The sequence below is a fragment of the Streptomyces sp. CA2R106 genome (assembly GCF_037034245.1).
Classification (GTDB): Bacteria; Actinomycetota; Actinomycetes; order Streptomycetales; family Streptomycetaceae; genus Actinacidiphila.
On record NZ_JBAGKC010000001.1, the window covers coordinates 306368 to 329110 of the forward strand.

The window sequence follows — 22743 nt, forward strand, 5'->3', positions numbered from 1 at the left end:
ATCGGCGTGGCGCGCGCCTGGAGCCGCGGTGGACCGTGGGCGGAAAGCCGACGGAATCCCGTGATTCCCCTACGAGGAGGGCTCCCATGCGCACCGCGGACTCGCGAAGCGGCACCCCGCCCGCCACCCCAGCCGCCACCCGAGCACCCGGCCCGGCCGCCCCGGCCCACCCGGACGCCGGCCCCGCAACCGCCCCGGCCACCCCCGGCATCCGCCACGGCGCCGTCCTGTTCGTCACCTGCCTCGCCCTGGCCGCGGCCGTCTCCGCCATGGCCTCGCTGAACGTCGCCCTACCGAGCCTCGCCCGCGAGACCCACGCGAGCCAGACCCAGCTGTCCTGGATCGTGGATGCCTACAGCCTCGCCTTCGCCGCACTGCTGCTGCCCGCGGGCGCGTTGGGCGACCGGTACGGCAGACGCCGGGCGCTGCTGGCCGGACTCGCGGTCTTCGCGGCCGGCTCCACCCTCGCGATGCTCACCACCGGCATCGACCGACTCATCGCGCTGCGCGGCCTGTTGGGCGTCGGCGCGGCTCTGGTGATGCCCGCGACGCTGTCCACCATCACCACCACCTTCCCGCGCGAGCAGCGCACCCGGGCGGTGAGCGCCTGGACCGCGGTCGCCGGGGGCAGCGCGGTCGTCGGGCTGCTCACCTCCGGTCTGCTGCTCCATGTCTGGTCCTGGCGCGCGGTGTTCGGGCTCAACGTGGTCCTCGCCGTGGTCGCGCTGGCCGGCACGCTGGTGTTCGTCCCGGAGTCGGCGGAGGCGGACCGGCCCCGACTCGACGTCGGGGGCGCGCTGTTGGCGGTCGCCGGGCTGCTCGCCCTGGTGTACTCGGTGATCGAGGCGCCCACCCGCGGCTGGGCCGACCCGCTGACCCTCGGCGGGATCGGCGCGGGCGTGCTGCTGCTCGCCGCGTTCGTCGGGTACGAACTGCGCCGCGCCCACCCGCTGCTGGACCCCAGGCTCTTCCGCAACCGGCGGTTCGCGGCCGGCTCGGCCTCGATCACGCTCCAGTTCTTCGTCTTCTTCGGCTTCATCTTCGTGGCCATGCAGTATCTGCAACTGGTGCGCGGCGACAGCCCGTTGACGGCCGCGGTGAGCGTGCTGCCGATGGCCGCGGTCCTGGTGCCCGCCACCCGGCTGACCCCGCGGCTGGTGGACCGGCTCGGCGTCAGGCGGCCGTGGGTGACCGGACTGGTGCTGGTGGCCGCCGCGATGGCGGTGCTCTCCCGGCTGGACACCGGCAGTTCCTATGGGCTGGTGCTCGCCGGACTGCTCCTGCTCGGCCTCGGCACCGGGCTGGCGATGACCCCGGCGACCACCGAGATCACCGACGCCCTGCCGCGGGCCCTCCAGAACGTCGGCTCGGCCATGAACGACCTGTCCCGCGAACTGGGCGGCGCCCTCGGCATCGCGGTGCTCGGCAGCCTGCTCGGCGCGGGCTACCGCGCCCACCTCCACCTGCCGCCCGACCTGCCGCCCCGTGCGGCCGGCGCGGCCCGCTCCTCCCTGGCCGGCGCGAGCCTGCTCGGCGACCCCGTCGCCGCCCACGCCCGCCACGCCTTCGTCGCGGCCCTGCACCAGACCCTGCTGGCCGGCGCGGGCGTCTGCCTCCTCGCCGCCCTCACCGTGGCCGTCCTCCTGCGCGGCGCCCCGGCCCCCGACCCGGACGACTCCTGAGGCCGTACCGCTGCGGGGGAGCAGGAGGGACCCCCAGCGGACACAGTGCGGGCCCGCGGCCGGGGACGGCGGCGGGCCCGACGTACTGCGGGGCAGCGGGACTCAGTGGCCGCCCTGCTCCTTGAGACGGCGGAAGGACTCCTCGATCTCGGCCTCGGCCTCGGCGCGGGTCACCCAGTTGGCGCCCTCGACGGACTTGCCGGGCTCCAGGTCCTTGTAGACCTCGAAGAAGTGCTGGATCTCCAGGCGGTCGAACTCCGAGACGTGGTGGATGTCGCGCAGGTGCTCCACCCGCGGGTCGGACGCCGGCACGCACAGCACCTTGTCGTCGCCGCCGGCCTCGTCGGTCATCCGGAACATGCCGATCGCGCGGCAGGTGATCAGGCACCCCGGGAACGTCGGCTCGTCCAGGATGACCAGCGCGTCCAGCGGGTCGCCGTCCTGGCCGAGGGTGTTCTCGATGAAGCCGTAGTCCGCCGGGTAGCTCGTGGACGTGAAGAGCCTGCGGTCCAGGCGGATACGACCCGTCTCGTGGTCCACCTCGTACTTGTTGCGGGAACCCTTCGGGATCTCGATCGTGACGTCGAACTCCACGCCCTACTCCTCAATGATCAGCACACAGTGTGGGTGGTTAAGTGTCTCCCACGGATCGGGGTGGTCGCGAAAGGGGCTGGTCGGCTGTGCCGCTCGGCAGGACGTGGCAGGTCGTGGCGGTATCCGCCGGGATAGGCGCGGTGGTCGCCGCGGGGACCGCGGCCGCGGCCGGGCCGTGGCAGGGCGGCCAGCGCACCGCGGAACGGCGGTTCGCCGCGGCGCGGGACGCCGGGGACCACGGGAGCGCCGGGAGCACCGGGGCGACGGCCGCCGGGAACGGGAAGGCGGCGACCGGTGCGGCCGGGGGCCGCCTGCCGTCGCTGGTGCCCTCCACCCTGCCGTCCGCCGCGCCCGTCCTGGCACCCGCGGGCGCCTCCGCGAGCGCGCTCCCCGCGGGCACCGCCACCGCGCTCGCCGCGAAGCTCGATCCGCTGCTGACCGCCGACGGCATGGGCCCGGTCCGTACCGGCGCCGTCATCGACGTCGGCAGCGGAACGGTGCTCTACGACCACGACGACTCCACCGCGACCACCCCCGCGTCCACCACCAAGCTCGCCACCGCCACCGCCGCGCTGGGCCTGCTCGGCCCGGAGAAACGACTCACCACGCGGGTCGTGCTCGACGCGAAGGGCGAGGTGGTGCTCGTCGGCGGCGGCGACCCCACGCTCACCCTCGGGCAGCTCGCGACGGACACCGCGAAGGCGCTGAAGGCCGACGGGCGGACGAGGATCGCCCTCGGCTACGACACGTCGCTGTACAGCGGGCCCTCGCTGCACCCGATCGGCCACAACGAGAACCTCGCGCCGGTCACCGCCCTCATGGACAACGAGGGGCGGCTCGACGGCAGCAGCAGCGGGCCCGCGCAGCGGGCGTGGGACCCCGCGGCCGGCGCGGCGAGCGCCTTCGCGCAGCTGCTCGGCAAGCAGGGGATCACCGTCACCGGCGTCTCGCACGCCCGCGGCGGGCACGGCGGCAGCGTCGACGGGACCACGCTCGCCACGCACGCCTCCGCACCGCTCTCCGACCTCGTCGAGCGGATGCTCACCAACAGCGACAACGACCTCGCGGAGGCGCTGGCCCGCCAGGTGGCCCTCGCCGGCGGGCAGCCGGCGAGCTTCGCCGGCGGCGCCGCCGCGATCAAGGCCGCGCTCACGCGGTACGGGGTCGCGCTGCCGGGCGCGTCCTTCCACGACGGCAGCGGGCTCGACCACGCCGACCGGGTCGCGCCGGTCACCCTCGCGCGGCTGCTGGCGCTCGCGGCGAGCCCCGCCCACCCCGAGCTGCGGTCCGTCCTGACCGGGCTGCCCGTCGCCGGGTTCACCGGGACGCTGGCCGGGCGCTTCGACGGGTCCGGGTCGGCCGCCGCCGGGCTCGTCCACGCGAAGACCGGGACGCTCACCGGGACCAACACCATCGCCGGGACCGTCGTCACCTCCGGCGGGCGGCTCCTCGCGTTCTCCTTCATGACCCAGGGCGGCACCGACCCCGTCGCCACCGAATCCGCGCTCGACGCCCTCGCGACGGCCGTCGCCACCAGCTGACCCACCGGGCCGCCGGCCGGTCGCGCCCCCACCCGCCGGCGGGCACGCACCGCAAGGGGCAGCCACCGGGGGCGGAGGGGACGTACGGTGAGGGCATGACGAGCATCGGTGGAAGCGAGATGGTCGACTGGAACCTCGCCGTGGCGACCGCGCAGCGGCTGACCCGGCCGGGCCCGGAGGTCAGCCGGGACGAGGCACGGGAGATCGTCGCGGAGCTCCGTACGCACGCGGAGGCGTCGGAAGCGCACGTGAGCGCCTTCACGCGGATGTACGGCGACGAGGGCCCGCGCCCGCACGGCACCCCCGTACTGATCGTGGACCGGCCCGGCTGGGTCCGCGCCAATGTCGCCGGCTTCCGGGAGGTCCTCAAGCCGCTGCTCGGCAAGATGCAGGCCCGCCGCCCCGGCGGCGCGGGCGGCGTCGTACTGGGCACGGTGGGCGGGAAGGTCACCGGCGTGGAGGTCGGGATGCTGCTCAGCTTCCTGTCCTCCCGCGTCCTCGGCCAGTACGAGACGTTCGCCCCGGCCTCGCGCGAGCTGCCTGCGGGACCGGTGAAGCCGGGCCCGGGCGAGTCCCGCGCCGGCCGCCTCCTGCTGGTCGCCCCGAACATCGTGCACGTCGAACGCGAACTGGACGTCGACCCGCACGACTTCCGGCTGTGGGTGTGCCTGCACGAGGAGACCCACCGCACCCAGTTCTCCGCCGTGCCGTGGCTGCGCGACCACATCGAGGGCGAGATCCAGTCGTTCCTGGGCGAGACCGAACTCGACGCGTCCACCGTGGTCGAACGCGTCCGGCAGGCGATCCAGGCCGTCGGCGGCGGCAAGGACCGGGACGACCGCGAGGGCGGCGACGACGCGGCCGACGGCGCCGCCGACGACGGCCGCAGCATCGTCGACCTGGTGCAGACCCCGGCGCAGCGGGAGATCCTGACCCGGCTGACAGCCGTGATGTCCCTGCTGGAGGGCCACGCCGACTTCGTGATGGACGGCGTCGGCCCCGACGTGGTGCCCAGCGTGGCGGAGATCCGCGAGAAGTTCGGGCAGCGCCGGGCCAGCGGCGCCGGGCGCCTCGACCAGGCGCTGCGCCGGCTGCTGGGCCTGGACGCGAAGCTGCGCCAGTACCGCGACGGCGAGCGGTTCGTGCGCGGCGTGGTCAAGGAGGTCGGCATGGACGGCTTCAACCGGGTGTGGACCTCGCCCAACACGCTGCCCACGAAGGCGGAGATCGCCAAACCCGCGGAGTGGGTGGCGCGGGTGCACGGCCGCCCCGGAGCGTGACGGAGCGGTACGGTGCCGGCGGGACGGTACCCCGACCGGGGCGTGCGGGCGCGTCCGGACCCGCACGAGCCCCGGGCGCGCCCCCGCGAGCCCCGGCGGCGGGCACCGGTACGCACCACCCGCACCACCCGTACCTCCTGCGCGGCCGCCCGCTGAGCGGTTCGACCGCCTGTTTTGCTCCTGGTTCACCCGTCCGGGGGACCACTGGCGCGGGCTGCCGCGTGCGATGCTCGGGTTATGCCCGGGCTTCTGTCACCATCTGAATACCCTGCGTCAACCCAAGTCGCAGCGGTGTTCGTCCTGCCCGCCCACCCCAGCCTCCCCAGGAGGGAACCGGACATGGGACCCCACCCCACGGTCGCGGCGATACGCCTGGCGGTCCGCCGCGTCCTGCACGACGTGCTCGCAGCCTCCGCCGACGCCTCGCCCGCGCCGTCCCCCGCCGGCGCGGCCGCCGCCGGCCCGCTCGTACTCGCCGCGTGCAGCGGCGGCGCCGACTCGATGGCGCTGGCCGCCGCCCTCGCCTTCGAAGCACCCCGGCTCGGCGTGCGCGCCGGTGCGGTCACCGTCGACCACGGCCTGCAGAGCGGCTCGGCCCGCCGCGCCCAGGAGGTCGTGGAGCGGCTGCGCGCCCTCGGCCTCGACCCGGTCGAGGCGGTCCGCGTGACCGTCGGCCGGCAGTCCGTCGCGCCCGCGCACGGCGGCAGCTACACCGGCACCGCGAGCACCAGTGCGGCGGGCACCGGCACAGCGGGCACCGGCACCGCGAGCACCAGCACCGCCGCCACCGGCCGCCGGGTCGGCCCCGAGGCCGCCGCGCGCGACGCGCGCTACGCGGCACTGGACGCCGTCGCCGAGCGCCGCGGCGCCGCCGCGGTGCTGCTCGGCCACACCCGCGACGACCAGGCCGAGACGGTTCTGCTGGGCCTGGCCCGCGGCTCCGGCACCCGCTCGCTGTCCGGCATGGCCGCGGTCTCCGGCACCGGCGGCCGCTACCGCCGCCCCTTCCTGCTGCTCGACCGCGACACCGTACGGCAGGGCTGCCTCGCCCAGGGCATCACCGTGTGGGAGGACCCGCACAACCACGACCCCGCCTACACCCGCTCCCGGGTCCGGCACGAAGCGCTGCCGGTGCTGGAGAAGTCGCTCGGCAAGGGCGTCGTCCAGGCCCTGGCCCGCACCGCCCAGCTCTCCCGCGACGACGCCGACGCCCTGGACCAGTGGGCCGCCGACGCGCAGGCCGACGCCGCCGGCGACGACGGCAGCCTCGACGTGGCCCGGCTGCACGTCCTGCCCGCGGCCGTCCGGCGCCGGGTGCTGCGCCGCGCCGCGGTCGCCGCCGGCTCGCCGCCCGGCTTCCTCTTCGCCCGGCACATCGAGGAGGTGGACCGCCTGGTGACGGGGTGGCGCGGTCAGAAAGCGCTCAACCTGCCGGGCGGCGTCGCCGTCCGGAGGGCGGATGGCAGACTGGTGTTCTCGCCGTCGTAGAGCCGCAGACCTGAGGACGTACCGCGTAGTGAACGAGACCGACATGGGCGCCGACCTTGAGAAGGTGCTCATCGCCAAGGCAGACATCGACGCGAAGCTCCAGGAGCTGGCCGCCGAGATCGACCGGGACTACGCGGGCAAGGACCTGCTGATCGTCGGCGTCCTCAAGGGCGCCGTGATGGTGATGGCCGACCTGGCCAGGGCCCTGTCCAGCAACGTGACGATGGACTGGATGGCGGTGTCCTCCTACGGCGCCGGCACCAAGTCCTCCGGCGTGGTCCGCATCCTCAAGGACCTGGACACCGACATCGCCGGCCGGCACGTCCTGATCGTCGAGGACATCATCGACTCCGGGCTGACGCTGTCCTGGCTGATCAGCAACCTCGGCTCGCGCGGCCCGGCCTCCCTGGAGGTCTGCACGCTGCTGCGCAAGCCCGAGGCGGCGAAGGTGCGTATCGATGTCAAATACACTGGCTTCGACATCCCCAACGAGTTCGTGGTCGGCTACGGCCTGGACTACTCCGAGAAGTACCGCAACCTGCCGTTCGTCGGCACCCTCGCACCGCACGTCTACGGCGGCTGAGGCGCGCTGAGACCACCCTCACGGCGGCCCGGGGAACCACTGCCGGTTTCCCGCCGTTGGAGCAGGGGAAAGCCGGATTGTTAACGGTCGGTGGCAACCTCGGGTGACAATGCTGGGGTACCGTCCGAAGGATCGGGACATACACCGGATGCACACGCCGCCCACCAGCGGCGGTGCCTCACTGCGGCAGGAGGGACGGGGCGGTCACGCCCCGCATGGATGGACGTGAAGCGCTATTTCCGTGGGCCGGTCATGTGGATCGTGCTGGCTGTCCTTGCCGTGGTCGTGTTGATGGAAGTCGTCGGTTCCGGCGGCGGCTACAAGACGGTCGACACCGGCCAGGTACTGCACGCGATCAACACCAACCACGCCAGTTCCGCACAGCTGACCACCGGAGACGACAACTCCATCAAGGTCCAGCTCAAGGACGGCTACAAGATCAAGGGCAGCTCGAAGGTCCGCGCCAGCTACATCGGCAACCAGGGCTCTTCGATCGCCGCGAACCTGCAGAAGATCCAGGACGGACAGGTCAAGGGCGTCGCCCTGCCCGACGGCTACACCGTCTCGCCGTCCAAGCAGAACGCCTTCGTCAGCATCCTGCTGTCGCTGCTGCCCTTCGTCCTGATCGTGGTGGTCTTCCTCTTCCTGATGAACCAGATGCAGGGCGGCGGTTCGCGCGTCATGCAGTTCGGGAAGTCCAAGGCCAAACTGATCACCAAGGACACCCCCAAGACCACCTTCGCCGACGTCGCGGGCTGCGACGAGGCGGTGGAAGAGCTCCAGGAGATCAAGGAGTTCCTCCAGGAGCCGGCGAAGTTCCAGGCCGTCGGCGCCAAGATCCCCAAGGGCGTGCTGCTCTACGGCCGCCCCGGCACCGGCAAGACGCTGCTGGCGCGGGCCGTGGCCGGCGAGGCGGGCGTGCCGTTCTACTCGATCTCCGGCTCCGACTTCGTCGAGATGTTCGTCGGCGTCGGCGCCTCCCGGGTCCGCGACCTGTTCGAGCAGGCCAAGGCGAACGCCCCGGCGATCGTCTTCGTCGACGAGATCGACGCCGTCGGCCGGCACCGCGGCGCGGGCCTCGGCGGCGGCCACGACGAGCGCGAGCAGACCCTCAACCAGCTGCTCGTCGAGATGGACGGCTTCGACGTCAAGGGCGGCGTGATCCTCATCGCCGCGACGAACCGGCCCGACATCCTCGACCCGGCGCTGCTGCGCCCGGGCCGCTTCGACCGCCAGATCGCGGTGGACCCGCCGGACCTCAACGGCCGGCTGGAGATCCTCACCGTGCACCAGAAGGGCAAGCCGATCGCGCCGGACGTCGACCTCATGGCCGTCGCCCGCCGCACCCCCGGCTTCACCGGTGCCGACCTGAGCAACGTCCTCAACGAGGCGGCGCTGCTCACCGCGCGCAGCGACAAGAAGGTGATCGACAACAGCGTGCTGGACGAGGCCATCGACCGTGTCGTGGCCGGCCCCCAGAAGCGCACCCGGATCATGTCGGACAAGGAGAAGAAGACCACCGCGTACCACGAGGGCGGCCACGCCCTGGTCGCGGCGGCCTCGCCGAGCTCCGACCCGGTCCACAAGATCACCATCCTGTCCCGCGGCCGCGCCCTCGGCTACACGATGGTGCTGCCCGACGAGGACAAGTACTCCACGTCGCGCAACGAGATGCTCGACCAGCTCGCCTACATGATGGGCGGCCGGGCGGCCGAGGAACTGGTCTTCCACGACCCGACCACCGGCGCCTCGGACGACATCGACAAGGCCACCAACACCGCCCGCGCCATGGTCACGCAGTACGGCATGACTGAGCGGCTCGGCGCGATCAAGTTCGGCAGCAGTGACTCCGAGCCGTTCCTCGGCCGTGAGATGGGCCACCAGCGCGACTACTCGGAAGAGGTCGCGGGGCTCGTCGACGAAGAGGTCAAGAAGCTGATCGAGACGGCGCACAACGAGGCGTGGGAGATCCTCGTCGAGAACCGCGACGTCCTGGACAACCTGGTGCTCGCCCTGCTGGAGCGGGAGACGCTGAACAAGGAGGAGATCGCCGAGATCTTCGCCCCGGTGGTCAAGCGCCCGCCGCGTCCGGCCTGGACCGGTTCGGCCCGCCGCACCCCGTCCACCCGGCCGCCGGTGCTCTCCCCGAAGGAGCTGGCCCTCACCAACGGCGCCCAGGCGATCAACGGGAACGGCTCCTCGCCGGTGTCCACCACCAAGCCCACCGAGCCGGTCGACCTGCCGGAGGACCGTCCGGAGAGCTGAACGTCACACTGATTCATCCCGTTCCGGGCGCTGTCCGGAATGCGATCCGCGGCCCCGGGGTTCTAGCCTTGGGGCCGCGGTCGTCTTTCCGACCTGCCGTGATGTCGTCCAGAGGAGCAAGGCCATGACCGATCCCGTGACGCTCGAGGGCGACCACCTGCCCGGCGAGTTCGACGAGAAGCGGGCCGAGGCCGCGATCCGCGAACTGCTCTACGCCGTGGGGGAGGACCCCGACCGGGAGGGTCTGCGCGAGACCCCGAGCCGGGTGGCCCGCGCCTATCGGGAGATATTCGCCGGGCTGTGGCAGCGCCCCGAGGACGTCCTCACCACCACCTTCGACCTCGGGCACGACGAGATGGTGCTCGTGAAGGACATCGAGGTGATGTCCTCCTGCGAACACCACCTGGTGCCCTTCGTCGGCGTCGCGCACATCGGCTACATCCCGGCGAGCAACGGGAAGATCACCGGCCTGTCGAAGCTGGCCCGGCTGGTCGACGTGTACGCGCGGCGCCCGCAGGTGCAGGAGCGGCTGACCACGCAGGTCGCCGACGCGATGATGCGGATACTGGAGCCGCGCGGCGTGATCGTCGTCGTGGAGTGCGAGCACATGTGCATGACGATGCGCGGGGTCCGCAAGCCCGGCGCGAAGACCCTCACCTCCGCGGTGCGCGGGCAGCTGCGCGACCCCGCCACCCGCTCCGAGGCGATGAGCCTGATCATCGGGCACTGACCCTTCCGGTTCCGGTTACCGCCCGGCGCGCCCCCGTAGCTCCCGTGGACACCGCGGCGGCGGACCCTGGGGCGCGGGCGGGCACGCCCGCGGATCGCCACGGATTGACAAGGACCGGAAGCAACCCGTAGACGGGTGTTTCCGTCCTAGTGGGCGCAACCGTCCCTCGTTCCGGAACCTGTGAGCACCCTTGTCCGCTGACCGCGCACGCACGCCGCACCACCGCCTGATGCCGCACGCCTCGTCGGTACCGAAGATCTTCGGTACGGCGGCGGCGGTCATAGGCCTGCTCGACGTGGTCTCCGCGGTGTTCCCCGCCTTCCGCAACGGGCGGATGCACCGGATGGCCGCGGTCTTCCCCGGCACCGTCAGCTCGCTCGCGGCGGCCACCTCGGTGGTCACCGGCGTCCTGCTGCTGATGCTGGCGCACGGCCTCAAACGCGGCAAGGTCCGCGCCTGGTGGGCGTCGGTGCTGCTGCTGCCGGTCGGCGCGGCCACCCAGGTCCTCTACCGCCACTCGATCTTCGGCGCGCTGGTCTCGCTCGGCCTGCTCACCCTGCTGATCAGGTACCGCGGCGAGTTCACCGCGCTCTCCGACCCGCGCACCCGCTGGCGGGCGCTGGCGAACCTGGTGGGCCTGAGCATCCTGGCCTTCTGCCTCGGCCTGGTCATCACCAGCGCCCACCCCGCCTCCGAGCAGGGCAGCCCCGCCTTCACCGACCGCTGCCTGCACGTGCTCTACGGCCTGTTCGGCATCTCCGGCCCCGTGCACTACACCAGCGACCGGGTCGGCGACGTCGTCGGCTACTCGCTGGGCGGCCTCGGCCTGCTCATCGCCTGCTCCACCGTCTACCTGGTGCTGCGCCCGGCCCGCCCGGTCGCCGAGCTGAGCGAGGAGGACGAGCAGCGGCTGCGCGTCCTGCTCGCCCGGCACGGCGCCCGCGACTCCCTGGGGCACTTCGCGCTGCGCCGCGACAAGTCCGTGGTCTTCTCGCCCAGCGGCAAGGCCGCGATCTGCTACCGGGTGGTCTCCGGGGTCGCCCTGGCCGGCGGCGACCCGATCGGCGACGTGGAGGCGTGGCCCGGCGCCATCGACAGCTTCATGGAACTGGCCCGCGCGCACGCCTGGCTGCCGGCCGTCGTCGGGTGCAGCGAGACCGGCGGCGAGGTGTGGACCCGGGAGACCGGGCTGGACGCCCTGGAACTCGGCGACGAGGCGATCGTGGACGCCGCGGACTTCACGCTCTCCGGGCGGGCCATGCGCAACGTCCGGCAGATGGTCAAGCGGATCGAGCGCAGCGGGTACGTCTGCCGGGTGCGGCGGGTGCGCGAGCTGACCGAGGAGGAGAAGCAGCGGGTGCGGCTGGCCGCGGACGCCTGGCGCGGCACCGACACCGAGCGCGGCTTCTCCATGGCGCTCGGCCGGTTCGGCGAGGCGGCCGACGGGGACTGCGTGGTGGTCACCGCGCACAAGGAGTGCGGGCCGGAGGCGGCCCACCCCGAACTCGGCGACCTGCGGGCCGTCCTGCACTTCGTGCCCTGGGGGCCGGACGGCATGTCCCTGGAGCTGATGCGGCGCGACCGCGCCGCCGACCCCGGGCTCAACGAACTCCTCATCGTGGCCGCGCTCCAGCACGCCCCCGACCTCGGGGTGCGGCGGGTCTCCCTGAACTTCGCGATGTTCCGCTCGGCGCTGGCCCGCGGGGAGCGGATCGGCGCGGGGCCGGTGCTGCGCGGCTGGCGCGGGCTGCTGGTGTTCCTCTCCCGCTGGTTCCAGATCGAGTCGCTGTACAAGTTCAACGCGAAGTTCCAGCCGGAGTGGGTGCCGCGGTTCCTGGTCTTCCCCAACTCCCGCGACCTGCCGCGGATCGGCTTCGCCATCATGCAGGCGGAAGGGTTCGTCACCCTGGCGCTGCCGCTGCCCCACGCGCTCCAGCGCTTCCTGCCCGGCCGCGCGGCCCGCTCCGGCCACCGCCACAACCCCGGGTACTCCTCCGTCGAGGACACCCCGCAGCGCACCTACGTCGCCTGACCGCGAGCCCCGCCGCGCGCCGCGACGCGGTGCACCAGTCCACGGCTCGCCCGGTAGCCGACGAGCCAAAGGGAGCGCCGGTGTCGAAAGGTGGGGGCGCCTCCCAGGCGAAGCTCTGGGGGAGCGCGGAGTTTCCCGAGGAACGAGGGAATCGAGCACGGTCGACCGTCGACACCGGGACCAAGCGACCGGAGGCGAGTCGGCGGCATAGGGGGAGACCCGTACGCTGGGGCGCATGAGTACGTCACAGGCGCGGAGCGGACCGGTCGGACTGCCGCGGTGGGATCGGTGCGCCGTCATGGGCGTGGTGAACGTCACGCCGGACTCGTTCTCCGACGGCGGGCAGTGGTTCGACCCGGAGTTGGCGGTCAAGCACGGTCTGGACCTGGTCGCGCAGGGCGCGGACCTGGTGGACGTGGGCGGGGAGTCGACCCGCCCGGGCGCCGCGCGGGTGGACGAGGACGAGGAGCTGCGCCGGGTGATCCCGGTGGTCAGGGAGCTGGCCGCCTGCGGCGTGCTGGTGAGCGTGGACACGATGCGCGCGTCCGTCGCCGAGCAGGCGGTCGCGGCCGGCGCCCGGCTGGTCAACGACGTCAGCGGCGGCCTGGCCGACCCGCGGATGGTCCCGGTGGTCGCGTCGGCCGCGGTGCCGTTCGTGGTGATGCACTGGCGCGGCCGCAGCATCGACATGAACAACCGCGCGGTCTACGGCGACGTGCTCGGCGAGGTGCTCGCCGAACTGCGCACCGCGCTGGCCCGCGCGATCGAGGGCGGCGTCGCGCCCGAGCGGATCGTGGTCGACCCCGGCCTCGGCTTCGCCAAGACCGCCGAGCACGACCTCGCGCTGCTCGCGCACCTGCCCGAACTGACCGCGCTGGGCCGCCCGTTGCTGGTCGCCGCCTCCCGCAAGCGGTTCCTCGGCCGGGTGCTGGCCGGCGCCGAGTCCGCGCCGCCGCCGGCCCGGGAGCGCGACGCCGCGACCGCCGCGGTCACCGCGATCGCCGCGCGCGAGGGCGCCTGGGCGGTGCGGGTGCACGAGGTGCGGGCCAGCGCGGACGCGGTGCGGGTGGCACGCGCCATCGAGGCCGCCGGAACCGCCGGAACCGCCGGGACCGACCCGATCGCCGCGGGCTCGCAGGTGCGGGCGTGACGGGCCGTACGGCGGAGGCGCGCGCGGTCGAGCGGGCCAACCAGGCGTTCTACGACGCGATCGAGCACTCCAACCTCGACGAGCTGGAGGCGGTCGTGCTGACCGGCCCGCTCGCCGAGACCGTCTCGACGGTGCACCCGGGGTGGCCGGTGCTGCGCGGGCGCGGCGAGGTGATGCGGTCGTACGCGCTGATCATGGCGAACACGGAGTACATCCAGTTCTTCCTGACCGATGTCGAGGTCGCGGTCGACGGCGACACCGCGGTGGTGACGTGCACCGAGAACATCCTCACCGGCGGTCCCGCCGAGGAGGACGGCTCCACCGGCTCGCTGGTCGGCGGCCTGGTGGTCACCACGAACGTCTTCCGGCGCACCGCCGAGGGCTGGCGGCTGTGGGCGCACCACGGCTCCCCGGTGCTCGCCGAGGAGGAGGACGAGGACGACGAGGACGGCGACGTGTCGCTGGAGGCCATGGACGAGGCCATGCAGGACGTCCTGGGCGAGGTCCTGAAGGCGGCGAAGGACGACGAGCAGGGCGAGGACGACAAGCCGGACAGTGATGAGCCCGGCAAGCCCGACGACGACAAGCCCGGCGAGCCTGACAAGCCCGACACGCCCGGCGAGCCCGGCGACGACGACCAGCCGGACGACGGCGACGGCACGAAGGGGCAGTGAGGGACGTGGACCGGATCAGACTGCGCGGGCTGACCGTCCGCGGCCACCACGGAGTGTTCGCGCACGAGCGCGAGAACGGCCAGACCTTCGTGGTCGACCTCTCCCTCGGCCTCGACCTCTCCGCCGCCGCGGCCGGTGACGACCTCACGCGTACCGTGCACTACGGTGTGCTGGCCGAACAGGTCGCGGCCGTCGTCTCCGGCGAACCGGTCAACCTCATCGAGACCCTCGCCCAGCGCATCGCCGACACCTGCCTGGGGCATGCGCAGGTGGAGGAGGTGGAGGTGACCGTGCACAAACCCGAGGCTCCGGTCACCGTCCCGTTCGGCGACGTGACCGTGACGATCACCCGGAGGCGCCCGTGAGCGCGCAGCATCCCGAGTACGGCACCGAGCAGACCCCCGAGGCCGGCCCGGCCGACCCCACCGTGCAGCCCGTGCCCGCCGACGTGACCGCCCGCGTCGACGCCGCCGACAGCACGCTCCAGAACCCGCGCACCGCGGTGATCGCCCTCGGCGGCAACCTCGGCAACCGCCTGGAGACCCTGCAAGGCGCCGTCGACGCGCTGGAGGACACCCCGGGCGTGCGGGTCAAGGGCGTCTCCCCGGTCTACGAGACCGAGCCCTGGGGCGTGCCCGAGGGCAGCCAGCCCGCGTACTTCAACGCGGTGGTCGTGGTGCGCACCACGCTGCCGCCCGACTCCCTGCTGGAGCGCGCGCACGCCATCGAGGAGGCGTACCTGCGGGTGCGCGAGGAGCGCTGGGGCCCGCGCACCATAGACGTCGACATCGTGGCGTACGACGACCGCGTGTCCGACGACCCGGTGCTGACGCTGCCGCACCCGCGGGCGCACGAGCGCGCGTTCGTCCTCGTGCCCTGGCACGACGTCGAGCCCGCCGCGGTGCTGCCCGGGCGCGGCCCGGTCGCGGAGTTGCTGGCCGCGGTGGGCGACGCCGGGGTGCGCCGGCGCGCCGACGTGGAACTCCGGCTGCCGGAATGATCGTTGGGAAGTGACGTACGCCGTCGTGCGCGGGAGGCCGCACGCGCCGGCGTACGGGACGTCGTACGGAGACCCGTACGGGAAGAGGTGTGGGAAGACGTGGAGGCGGACGCCCGGTGAAGACCCTGCGGATCAGGACGCTGGCCGGCATCTTCGTGGTCGCGGGTGTGCTGTCGTGGGCGGCGGCGAAGCTGTGGGACACCTTCGGGACGCTGCCCGGGGTGCCGCTGGCCGCGCCCGTGGTGCTCGCGCTGATCGCCGTCGCGCTGTTCGCCACCGCGCTGTCGATAAGGTCACGGCTGCGCGCCCAGCGTGAGCGGCAGCCCGGGGCGAAGGGCGTCGACCCGCTGGCCGCCGCCCGCGCGGTGGTCTTCGGGCAGGCCAGCGCGCTGGTCGCGTCGCTGGTGGTGGGCATGTACGGCGGCACCGGGATCTTCCTGGTGATGTACAAGCTCGACATGGACCCGCGGCGGGAGCAGGCCATCTACGCCGGGCTCGCGGTGCTGGCCGGGGTCGCGGTGGTCGCCGCGGCGCTGTTCCTGGAGCGGGTCTGCAAGCTGCCGGACGACGAGGACCACCACCGCGGGGCGCCCGCGCAGCGCACTCGCTGAGCCGCTGCCGCCCCCCCGCGCGCCCATGTGCGCACTTGACCGGCGGAGCCGGAGATGGTTCAGTCCGTGACGTGAACGGAACGCGCCTGCTGCTGCACCGGAGGGTCCATCTGGACCTCCTCCGGTACGCGGGCTGCGTGTGTACGGCCGCGCGCTGACGCGCGCCTCCGGCCCACCGTTCGCCCGCGCGTCGTACGCGCATTCCTCCCTCCGGGTGGTATCCCCATGTCCGCGGTTCCCGCGTCCTCTCCTGCTTCCGTTGTGTCTCCCGCCGTGTCCGGCGCCGCTTCCGGCCCCGTGTCCGGCGCCGCCGCTTCCGACACCCAGGCGGCGCCCACCGCCGCCGAACTCCTCGCGTTCGCCCGTTCCGTCGCCGCTGACCCCGCCGTGGTCGGCGAACTGCCGCTGGACGCCGAGGGCCGCACCTGGCGGCGGCTCGAAGGCCCCGGCGGCGCCGAGGCGTGGCTGATCGGCTGGCCGCCCGGGGCCGAGACCGGCTGGCACGACCACGGCGGCTCGTACGGGGTGTTCGTCACCGCCGCCGGCGAGCTGACCGAGCACTCGCTCGCGGTGCCGCTGCCCACTGAGGGCTGGCGGTCGCTGGAGCTGGCCGAGGGCGTGGACCGGCGCCGGGTGCTGCCCGAGGGCAAGGGCCGCGCGTTCGGCCGCGAGCACGTGCACCAGGTGGTGAACGCGTCCGGGACCACCCACGCGGTGTCCGTGCACGCGTACTACCCGCCGCTGCCGCTGATGCGCCGCTACAGCCGCAAGGACAGCACGCTGCGGCTGGAGTACGTCGAGCGCCCCGAGGCGTGGTGAGCGCGCTGCCCGGGCCGCCGCGCTCGATCGACGACCACCTGGCCGCCGTACGGGAGCGGCTGGTCCGGCTGACCCCCGAAGAGGCCGCCGCGGCCGTCCGCGACGGCGGCGCGCTGCTGGTGGACATCCGGTACGGGGCGCTGCGCGACCGCGACGGCACCGTGCCCGGCGCGGCCATCGTGGAGCGCAACGAACTGGAGTGGCGGCTGGACCCGCGGGGTTCGCACCGCCTGGCCCGGGCCACCGGCCACGACCTGCCGGTCGTCGTCATGTGCAACGAGGGCTACGCCTCGTCGCTGGCCGCCGCCTCCCTGCAGGACCTGGGGCTGCACCGGGCGACCGACGTCGTCGGCGGCTTCCAGGCGTGGCGGGCGGCGGGGCTGCCCGTCACGCCGCCGGACGGCCGGCCGACGGTGCCGGACGCCTGGGGCACCGCGTGACCAAGATCCTTTATGTCCGCCGTCACGTGGGGTCGCGGCGTCGCGTCCCAGCGTGACGGGCGGGGCCCGAGGTGCGGCCAAACCCCCACGAAAATTGGGGCCCCGGGGCCCCACGGAACGCCCGCGCACGCTAAATTTCGGTCATGCCCCGTGGACGCCACCGCCATTCCCAGCCGCTGCACCGGATGATGCCGCCGCTGACCGTCGCAGGCATCGCGGCCTTCCTCGCCGCCCTCACCTTCGTCGCCGGTGATACGTGGCTGCTGCGGGGGCTCGCGGTCGCGATCGCGGTGGCCGCGGTGGCCGGGGCCTTCCTCGCGCGGCGCTGGGACCGCGCCGCCGGACGCGAGGTCGCCGACCTGGCCGCGCAGCGCGCGCGGGAGGAGTGGCGCACCGAGGAGAAGGTGGCCGAGCTGGAGACCGACCTGGAGGAGTCCAGGGAGATCCGCGGCCGCCTGGAGAAGAAGCTGCGCGGCAAGCGGGCGGAGCTGGCCCGGCTGCGCTCGGAGCACGCCGAGCTGCTGCGGCGGTACGCCACCGCCGAGAGCGAGCGGGCGCGGGCGCTGGAGGCGCGGCGGCGGTTGCAGCGCGAGGGCGCGGCCGCGCCGCGGATCGCGCTGGGCACCGGGGCGCCCGCGATCGGCCCCGCCGCCTACCTCAAGGCGGCCGCGGCGCTGCGGGACCTCGCGCGCAACGCTGCCACGCAGGAGGCGCAGCGGACCGTGGCCGACGCGCGGGTGCGGGACGCGGCGGCGCCGGACGAGCCGCAGGGCCGGCACGCGTCGGGGGCGCAGGCGCAGCCCGGACTGCCGGTCCGCGAGCACCGGTTGGTGCCCGCGGCGACGGCCGCGACCGTGCTGCCGTACGGGCGGCAGGGCCGGCCGGCGGCGGGGACGGGGAGCCGGGCGGTCGGCGGGTTCGACTTCTTCGGCACCCAGAAGTCGCTGCCCGCGGCGCGGATTCCCGCGCAGGGCGAGCCGGCCGCCGCGTCCGAGCCGGCCCCCGCGGCCGCTCCTGAGCACGAGGTGGCCGCGGCCGAGGTGATCGACCTCACCGCGCATGACGACACCGAGCAGATCGACGTCAGTGACCTGCGGGGCGCCGCGCGCTGACGGCTGCGGGCGGCGGCTGCCCGGCGACCACAGCGACTACGGCGACTGCACGAGCTACTTGTCGATGTCGCCGACGACGAAGAACATCGAGCCGAGGATCGCGACCATGTCGGCCACGAGCGTGCCCGGCAGCAGCACGTTGAGCGCCTGGATGTTGTTGAACGACGCGGAGCGCAGTTTCAGCCGGTAGGGCGTCTTCTCACCCTTGGACACCAGGTAGTAGCCGTTGAGGCCGAGCGGGTTCTCGGTCCAGGCGTAGGTGTGGCCCTCGGGCGCCTTGAGCACCTTCGGCAGCCGCTGGTTGACCGGGCCGGGCGGCAGCTCCGCGATCCGGTCCAGGCAGGCGTCGGCCAGCGCCAGCGCGTTGTGGGTCTGCGCGAGCAGCACCTCGAACCGGGCCAGGCAGTCGCCCTCGGTGCGGGTGGCGACCTCCAGGGCACCGGCCAACTCCCCGTAGGCCAGATACGGTTCGTCGCGCCGCAGGTCGAAGTCGACCCCGGAGGCGCGGGCGATCGGCCCGCTCACCCCGTACGCGTGCACGTCCGCGGGCGACAGCACGCCGACCCCGCGGGTGCGGCCGCGGAAGATCTCGTTGCCGAGCACCAGGTCGTCGAACCGGCCCATCCCGGCCCGCACCGCGGCCACGGCCTCCCGCGCCCGCCCGGTCCAGCCGTTCGGCAGGTCCTCCTTCAGGCCCCCGACGCGGTTGAACATGTAGTGCATCCGGCCGCCGGAGACCTCCTCCATCACGTGCTGCAACTCCTCGCGCTCGGTGAACGCGTAGAAGATCGGCGTGATCCCGCCCAGCTCCAGCGGGTAGGAGCCGAGGAACATCAGGTGGTTGAGCACCCGGTTCAGCTCGGCCAGCAGCGTACGCGTCCACACCGCGCGCTCGGGGACCTCCATGCCGAGCATCCGCTCCACCGCGAGGACCACGCCCAGCTCGTTGGAGAACGCCGACAGCCAGTCGTGCCGGTTCGCCAGCATGATGATCTGCCGGTAGTCCCGCGCCTCGAAGAGCTTCTCCGCGCCGCGGTGCATGTACCCGACGATCGGCTCCGCGGACCTGATCCGCTCCCCGTCCAACACGAGCCGCAACCGCAGCACCCCATGCGTCGAGGGGTGCTGCGGCCCGATGTTCAGCACCATGTCCGTGCCCTCGGCCGCCCCACCGACCCCGACCGTCGTCTCCGTCATGCCCCCATCCTCTCAGGCCGGCGGGAGACGTCAGACAGCGTGTTTCGGCAGCGGCTTCACCTGGCCGTTCTCGAACATGTCGTGCAGGCCCCGGGCGAACCGGTCCCATGTCACGGCAGGGCGCGGCTCGACCCATTCGAACGGGCGTTCCCGGACGCCGACGGCCCACGCGAAGTGGTAGAGGCCGGTGCCCATCATCCGTTCGCACATCAGCGCGGAGCGTTCGAGGTAATCGGCCCCGTCGAAAGCCGGGTCGGTCGTTCCGGCCGCGACCTTGGCCACCTTGACCTCCCTCGTGCTGGTGGGAGTCATTGCCATGACGAAGACGTAAGCACGGCGCATCGTGCGCGGCAGCAGCCCGTGGAGCTCGGCCTGGCGGATGTCCTCGGCCACGCCGAACACCTCGTCCGCGCGGTTGTTGAGGTTCCTGCCCTCACTTCCGTTCATCGACTTGTACTCGACCGCGAGCACCGGCTCACCGTGCTGGAGCACGAGCAGGTCCCACGCCTTCGTCGGGCGGTAGTAACCGGGCAGGGCCGCTTGTCGCCCGAGCCGCAGTTCGAGACCTTCCGCCCCTGTGGCCGTCAACTCCTCCTGCACCAGGAGGTCGATCGCGTTCAGGTGCTTGCCACCCGTCACCGCCGGGCGGTTGCCTCCCTGGGCGTTGCCCGTGCCGTTCGAGCGCAGCGCCTGCTCGACGCGGACGTCTATCCAGCTGCGCAGTGCGAGGTCCACCCGCTTCTTCGCGCCTTCGACCACTTTCCTCGTCCCCCTCGTTCGTTGTGCAATCCTGGCGGGCCCGTTCAGTCGGGCAGTGTTTCCAAGCGGTAGGCACACAGAGCGGCGGCTGTCGCCCGGGCGCGGTCGCGCGTGCGGAACGCCGCCTTGAGCTCGGTCAGCACCGCCTCCGGGATGCCGGCCAGCTCGGGGACGCGAACCCGTCGCAGGTACTGGGCCTGGAAGCGCATCGTCTTGCCGCGCATCTTGACGCAGTAGGCCGACACCTGTCTCTCCACCACCTCGCTCAGCAGCAGCCCGCCCAACGCCTCCATGTCCCACGCGTCGGACACGAGGTAGTAGAGGTTGTGGTGCGGGTAGAAGCCGGCGGGGGCCAGCACCGGGTGGATGTGGGCCTTCATGTCCTGGAGCAGGAGGGTCGGCCTGGCCAGTAGGTCCATGGAGACCCGGTCGATGGTGCGATGCCAGGTGTCCGCGCTGCGGCGCGCGATGGAACGGCCCCGCAGCTGGGCCGCGTGGCGGCGGAAGTACCCGGCCATGCGTGGCCACCGGTCGATGTCGACGAGACCGTGCTCGTCCCACGGGTTGACCAGGTAGTGGCCGCTCCACACGAACGCACCGGACTTCGTGTCGGCGGCCATGGACAGCGGGAGCATCCGATCTTCCTCGACGGCCTGCGCGTCACGGGTGACGTACACGGAGTCCGCACCAGTGGCCACGCCGATGCTGATCCGTGTGCCGGTCGACTCGTCCTGAAGCGGAGGGCATTCGGCGGCCAGGCGCTCCAGCCACGCCAGCATCGCGGGCGAGCCGTCGGGCCAGGACTCACTCGTGCCGTGCCAGCTGGGGATGCGGTTCGCCGTGACCCCCGGACTGCGGAACGACGGACGGGAACCACGCGCCCAGTCCCGGAACTCGTCGGCGTCGGCCGCCTCGAACGAACGGGTGGCGTCGCCCAGGATCACCGGGCCCTGCGCATGCCGTCGCAGCACGGTGATCGCCGGGTAGGCGCTGACCTCGTCGACGAAGGCGGGAGCGTCGTGCATGATCAGCGAGGTCTCCATCGCGTAGCCCCCGGAGACGACCTTCTCCCGTAGCCGCTTGCCGTACTGGTTTCGCATCCAGCGGTCGGCACAGATGAAGCCGAGCCGTCCACCGGGCGCGAGGAGGTCCAGTCCGCGTTCGAAGAAGCCGACGTAGATGTCGGCCCGCCCGCCCATCGTCGGGCATGCCTTCCGGTAGGCGGCGAGCAACTCCGCCTCGATGTCCTCGATCCTGATGTACGGCGGGTTGCCCACGACGAGGTCTGCGGCCTGACCGCGATGTTCGACGAGCAGGAAGTCGCCGACCCGCAGCCATGCGTGCGCCAGTTCTCCGGCGGTCCGCTCGGGGCAGCCGGCCGCGACGAGAAGTTCGACCGTCTTCGTCCGGCAGCGCTGTACGTGCTTGCGCTGTACATCCCACCCGCGCAGGCTCTCACCGAGTTCCGACCACGGCAGGTCCGGCGCGTGCTTGCGGCGGGAGCGCACCAACCGCTCGACCAGGACCTCGAAGAAGGCGCCGGAGCCCACAGCCGGCTCCACGGCACGCAACCGCGTCAGGTCGTGTTCCGGTTCGTACCCGCACAGGTCGAGCAGGAGGTCGACCACCCATCGACGAGTGAAAACGGCACCGAGGCTGGCGGGCTGGACTTCGGGCTCGGAAGCCACGGCAACCGTAGAACGCATGGGTGAAGCCTAGGGGCTGGTGCCGACACAACCGTTCAAGCGGGCACGACTGACCACGAAGCGGATCGTCACGTGGGGAGCAGGGGGGTGGGGAGGGCGGGGGTGGGGGTGGTGAGCCAGAGGAAGTCGCCGAGGGCGCCGGGGGCGGTGAGTTCGGCGGCTTCGGTGGCGGTGGTGAGGGCGCGGACGTAGGCGGCGGGGTCGCGGGTGGCGAGGGCGAGCGGGGGGCGGGTGCCGTGGACGCCGAGGGCGTGGAGGGCGGCGCGCTGCGTGGTCAGGGTGCCCGGGAGGGCGTCCATCGCGACATGCGCGGTCAGGTCCATCGAGCCGTCGGGTACCGCGACGGCCTGGCGGCCGTCGCGGTACCCCGTCAGGGTGCCCAGCGGCGGGCGCTCCGCGGCGAGGTGGCCGTAGTCCACCGCCACCGCGTACCCCTCGGCGAGGCTGCCCGCCGCCCGCCGCCACGCCTCCTCCCGGCTGCGCCCGACCTCCGCGCGGCGCTCCGCCCCGGCCCGCCCGTCCAGCGGCCACCAGCGCTCCAGCCAGCGCAGGTCCTCGCCCGTCACGGGGGCGCCCAGGCGCTCTTCGCCGTCGCCGCGCCGTACCTCCACATACCGCAGGCGGCCGTCGGGTGACGGCGCGGCGACGGGCAGCGGAACATTGTCCAGCCACTCGTTGGCGAAGAGCAGCCCCCGCGCGCCCCGCGGCGGCTGATCGCACCAGGTGACGCGGGGGTCGAGGCCGTCCGGCCGGGCGGCGCGCTCGACGGCGTGGACCCGCACCCGGCCGGCGAGCGCGGGCGGCAGGGCGGCCAGTACCCCGGCGGCGAGTTCGCCCGCACCGGCCGCCATGTCGACGAAGTCGAGCCGCCCGGGGTGCCCGAGCACCGTGTCCACCCGGGCCAGCAACTCCGCCACGGCGCCCGCGAACAGGGCGGACGCGTGCACGGAGGTGCGGAAGTGGTCGGCGGGCCGCTCCCGGCGGAAGAAGCCGCCGGGGCCGTAGAGCGCCCGCTCCATCGCGTCCTGCCACGGCAGCCACTCGGAGCCGGGGTCGCCGCCGCGGCCCGGGCCGGTCGCC

20 protein-coding genes and 1 pseudogene are annotated in these 22743 nt (G+C 73.2%); 16 read left to right on the forward strand and 5 right to left on the reverse strand.

Annotation, left to right across the window (positions count from 1 at the left end; translation table 11 throughout):
• Nucleotides 1–86: 86 nt before the first annotated feature.
• Complete coding sequence (locus tag WA788_RS01385; protein ID WP_335970683.1) at nucleotides 87–1682, forward strand: MFS transporter; 1596 nt, start codon at nucleotides 87–89, stop codon at nucleotides 1680–1682.
• A 102-nt stretch (nucleotides 1683–1784) separates the two neighbouring features.
• Here WA788_RS01385 and WA788_RS01390 read toward each other — a convergent pair whose 3' ends face one another.
• Nucleotides 1785–2276, reverse strand: a complete 492-nt coding sequence (locus WA788_RS01390; RefSeq protein ID WP_335970685.1) for an inorganic diphosphatase — start codon at nucleotides 2274–2276, stop codon at nucleotides 1785–1787.
• 113 nt (nucleotides 2277–2389) lie between these two features.
• Between WA788_RS01390 and dacB the strand changes: the two genes are divergently transcribed.
• The 15 genes and pseudogenes from dacB (at nucleotide 2390) to WA788_RS01465 (ending at nucleotide 18001) form a co-directional block, all read left to right on the forward strand.
• Nucleotides 2390–3817, forward strand: a complete 1428-nt coding sequence (gene dacB, locus WA788_RS01395; RefSeq protein ID WP_335970687.1) for a D-alanyl-D-alanine carboxypeptidase/D-alanyl-D-alanine endopeptidase — start codon at nucleotides 2390–2392, stop codon at nucleotides 3815–3817.
• Nucleotides 3818–3912: 95 nt separating this feature from the next.
• Nucleotides 3913–5097, forward strand: a complete 1185-nt coding sequence (locus WA788_RS01400) for a zinc-dependent metalloprotease (protein ID WP_335970689.1) — start codon at nucleotides 3913–3915, stop codon at nucleotides 5095–5097.
• Nucleotides 5098–5436: 339 nt separating this feature from the next.
• Entirely contained in the window at nucleotides 5437–6585 is a 1149-nt protein-coding gene (gene tilS / locus WA788_RS01405; RefSeq protein WP_335970690.1) for a tRNA lysidine(34) synthetase TilS, read from the forward strand.
• Nucleotides 6586–6613: 28 nt separating this feature from the next.
• Nucleotides 6614–7168 carry a hypoxanthine phosphoribosyltransferase gene (gene hpt, locus WA788_RS01410; protein WP_335970692.1) on the forward strand — a complete coding sequence of 185 codons (555 nt, stop codon included), beginning with the start codon at nucleotides 6614–6616 and terminating at the stop codon, nucleotides 7166–7168.
• A gap of 219 nt (nucleotides 7169–7387) precedes the next feature.
• Nucleotides 7388–9433: an ATP-dependent zinc metalloprotease FtsH gene (ftsH, locus tag WA788_RS01415; RefSeq protein WP_335970694.1), complete on the forward strand. Its 2046-nt coding sequence runs from the start codon at nucleotides 7388–7390 to the stop codon at nucleotides 9431–9433.
• A 124-nt stretch (nucleotides 9434–9557) separates the two neighbouring features.
• Nucleotides 9558–10163, forward strand: a complete 606-nt coding sequence (gene folE, locus WA788_RS01420; protein ID WP_335970696.1) for a GTP cyclohydrolase I FolE — start codon at nucleotides 9558–9560, stop codon at nucleotides 10161–10163.
• A 229-nt stretch (nucleotides 10164–10392) separates the two neighbouring features.
• Nucleotides 10393–12195: a phosphatidylglycerol lysyltransferase domain-containing protein gene (locus WA788_RS01425; protein ID WP_335970698.1), complete on the forward strand. Its 1803-nt coding sequence runs from the start codon at nucleotides 10393–10395 to the stop codon at nucleotides 12193–12195.
• A 235-nt stretch (nucleotides 12196–12430) separates the two neighbouring features.
• The gene (gene folP, locus WA788_RS01430) at nucleotides 12431–13345 is read left to right on the forward strand and encodes a dihydropteroate synthase (protein WP_335970700.1); all 915 of its coding nucleotides are present in this window, start codon (nucleotides 12431–12433) and stop codon (nucleotides 13343–13345) included.
• Nucleotides 13342–13800, forward strand: a pseudogene (locus tag WA788_RS01435) (nuclear transport factor 2 family protein); the annotation flags it as partial. The gene folP and the pseudogene WA788_RS01435, both read left to right, overlap by 4 nt.
• Nucleotides 13801–14024: 224 nt before the next feature.
• Entirely contained in the window at nucleotides 14025–14384 is a 360-nt protein-coding gene (gene folB / locus WA788_RS01440; protein ID WP_335970702.1) for a dihydroneopterin aldolase, read from the forward strand.
• On the forward strand, nucleotides 14381–15019 hold the full coding sequence (gene folK, locus WA788_RS01445) for a 2-amino-4-hydroxy-6-hydroxymethyldihydropteridine diphosphokinase (RefSeq protein WP_335970705.1): 639 nt from the start codon (nucleotides 14381–14383) through the stop codon (nucleotides 15017–15019). The genes folB and folK overlap by 4 nt, the downstream gene beginning before the upstream one ends.
• 116 nt (nucleotides 15020–15135) lie before the next feature.
• Nucleotides 15136–15630: a DUF3180 domain-containing protein gene (locus WA788_RS01450; protein ID WP_335970707.1), complete on the forward strand. Its 495-nt coding sequence runs from the start codon at nucleotides 15136–15138 to the stop codon at nucleotides 15628–15630.
• Between the two features lie 225 nt (nucleotides 15631–15855).
• Nucleotides 15856–16449: a cysteine dioxygenase gene (locus tag WA788_RS01455; RefSeq protein WP_335970708.1), complete on the forward strand. Its 594-nt coding sequence runs from the start codon at nucleotides 15856–15858 to the stop codon at nucleotides 16447–16449.
• Nucleotides 16443–16889 carry a rhodanese-like domain-containing protein gene (locus WA788_RS01460; protein WP_435176718.1) on the forward strand — a complete coding sequence of 149 codons (447 nt, stop codon included), beginning with the start codon at nucleotides 16443–16445 and terminating at the stop codon, nucleotides 16887–16889. Before WA788_RS01455 ends, WA788_RS01460 begins: the two co-directional genes overlap by 7 nt.
• A 143-nt stretch (nucleotides 16890–17032) precedes the next feature.
• Complete coding sequence (locus WA788_RS01465; protein WP_335970710.1) at nucleotides 17033–18001, forward strand: hypothetical protein; 969 nt, start codon at nucleotides 17033–17035, stop codon at nucleotides 17999–18001.
• A 54-nt stretch (nucleotides 18002–18055) separates the two neighbouring features.
• Here the strand turns inward: WA788_RS01465 and WA788_RS01470 are convergent, their stop codons facing one another.
• From WA788_RS01470 to WA788_RS01485, 4 genes are all read right to left on the reverse strand, one after another.
• Nucleotides 18056–19198: an NADH-quinone oxidoreductase subunit D gene (locus WA788_RS01470; protein WP_335970712.1), complete on the reverse strand. Its 1143-nt coding sequence runs from the start codon at nucleotides 19196–19198 to the stop codon at nucleotides 18056–18058.
• A 30-nt stretch (nucleotides 19199–19228) separates the two neighbouring features.
• Nucleotides 19229–19957, reverse strand: coding sequence for a PaeR7I family type II restriction endonuclease (locus WA788_RS01475; protein WP_335970714.1), 729 nt, complete (start codon nucleotides 19955–19957; stop codon nucleotides 19229–19231).
• Nucleotides 19958–20001: 44 nt separating this feature from the next.
• A complete protein-coding gene (locus WA788_RS01480) occupies nucleotides 20002–21663 on the reverse strand; it encodes an Eco57I restriction-modification methylase domain-containing protein (protein WP_335970716.1) in 1662 nt (553 codons plus the stop codon).
• Nucleotides 21664–21731: 68 nt separating this feature from the next.
• Nucleotides 21732–22682 (reverse strand): SAM-dependent methyltransferase, encoded by a 951-nt coding sequence (locus WA788_RS01485; protein ID WP_335971243.1) that lies wholly within the window; start codon nucleotides 22680–22682, stop codon nucleotides 21732–21734.
• Nucleotides 22683–22743: the final 61 nt, after the last annotated feature.

Excerpts from the sequence above, each read along its gene's own strand:
- WA788_RS01385 (WP_335970683.1), top strand. The coding sequence starts at position 87 with ATGCGCACCGCGGACTCGCGAAGCGGCACCCCGCCCGCCACCCCAGCC.
- WA788_RS01400 (WP_335970689.1), top strand. The coding sequence starts at position 3,913 with ATGACGAGCATCGGTGGAAGCGAGATGGTCGACTGGAACCTCGCCGTG.
- tilS (WP_335970690.1), top strand. The coding sequence starts at position 5,437 with ATGGGACCCCACCCCACGGTCGCGGCGATACGCCTGGCGGTCCGCCGC.
- ftsH (WP_335970694.1), top strand. The coding sequence starts at position 7,388 with ATGGACGTGAAGCGCTATTTCCGTGGGCCGGTCATGTGGATCGTGCTG.
- folE (WP_335970696.1), top strand. The coding sequence starts at position 9,558 with ATGACCGATCCCGTGACGCTCGAGGGCGACCACCTGCCCGGCGAGTTC.
- WA788_RS01425 (WP_335970698.1), top strand. The coding sequence starts at position 10,393 with ATGCCGCACGCCTCGTCGGTACCGAAGATCTTCGGTACGGCGGCGGCG.
- folP (WP_335970700.1), top strand. The coding sequence starts at position 12,431 with ATGAGTACGTCACAGGCGCGGAGCGGACCGGTCGGACTGCCGCGGTGG.
- WA788_RS01455 (WP_335970708.1), top strand. The coding sequence starts at position 15,856 with ATGTCCGCGGTTCCCGCGTCCTCTCCTGCTTCCGTTGTGTCTCCCGCC.
- WA788_RS01465 (WP_335970710.1), top strand. The coding sequence starts at position 17,033 with ATGCCCCGTGGACGCCACCGCCATTCCCAGCCGCTGCACCGGATGATG.
- WA788_RS01470 (WP_335970712.1), bottom strand. The coding sequence starts at position 19,198 with ATGACGGAGACGACGGTCGGGGTCGGTGGGGCGGCCGAGGGCACGGAC.
- WA788_RS01480 (WP_335970716.1), bottom strand. The coding sequence starts at position 21,663 with ATGCGTTCTACGGTTGCCGTGGCTTCCGAGCCCGAAGTCCAGCCCGCC.
- WA788_RS01485 (WP_335971243.1), bottom strand. The coding sequence starts at position 22,682 with ATGGAGCGGGCGCTCTACGGCCCCGGCGGCTTCTTCCGCCGGGAGCGG.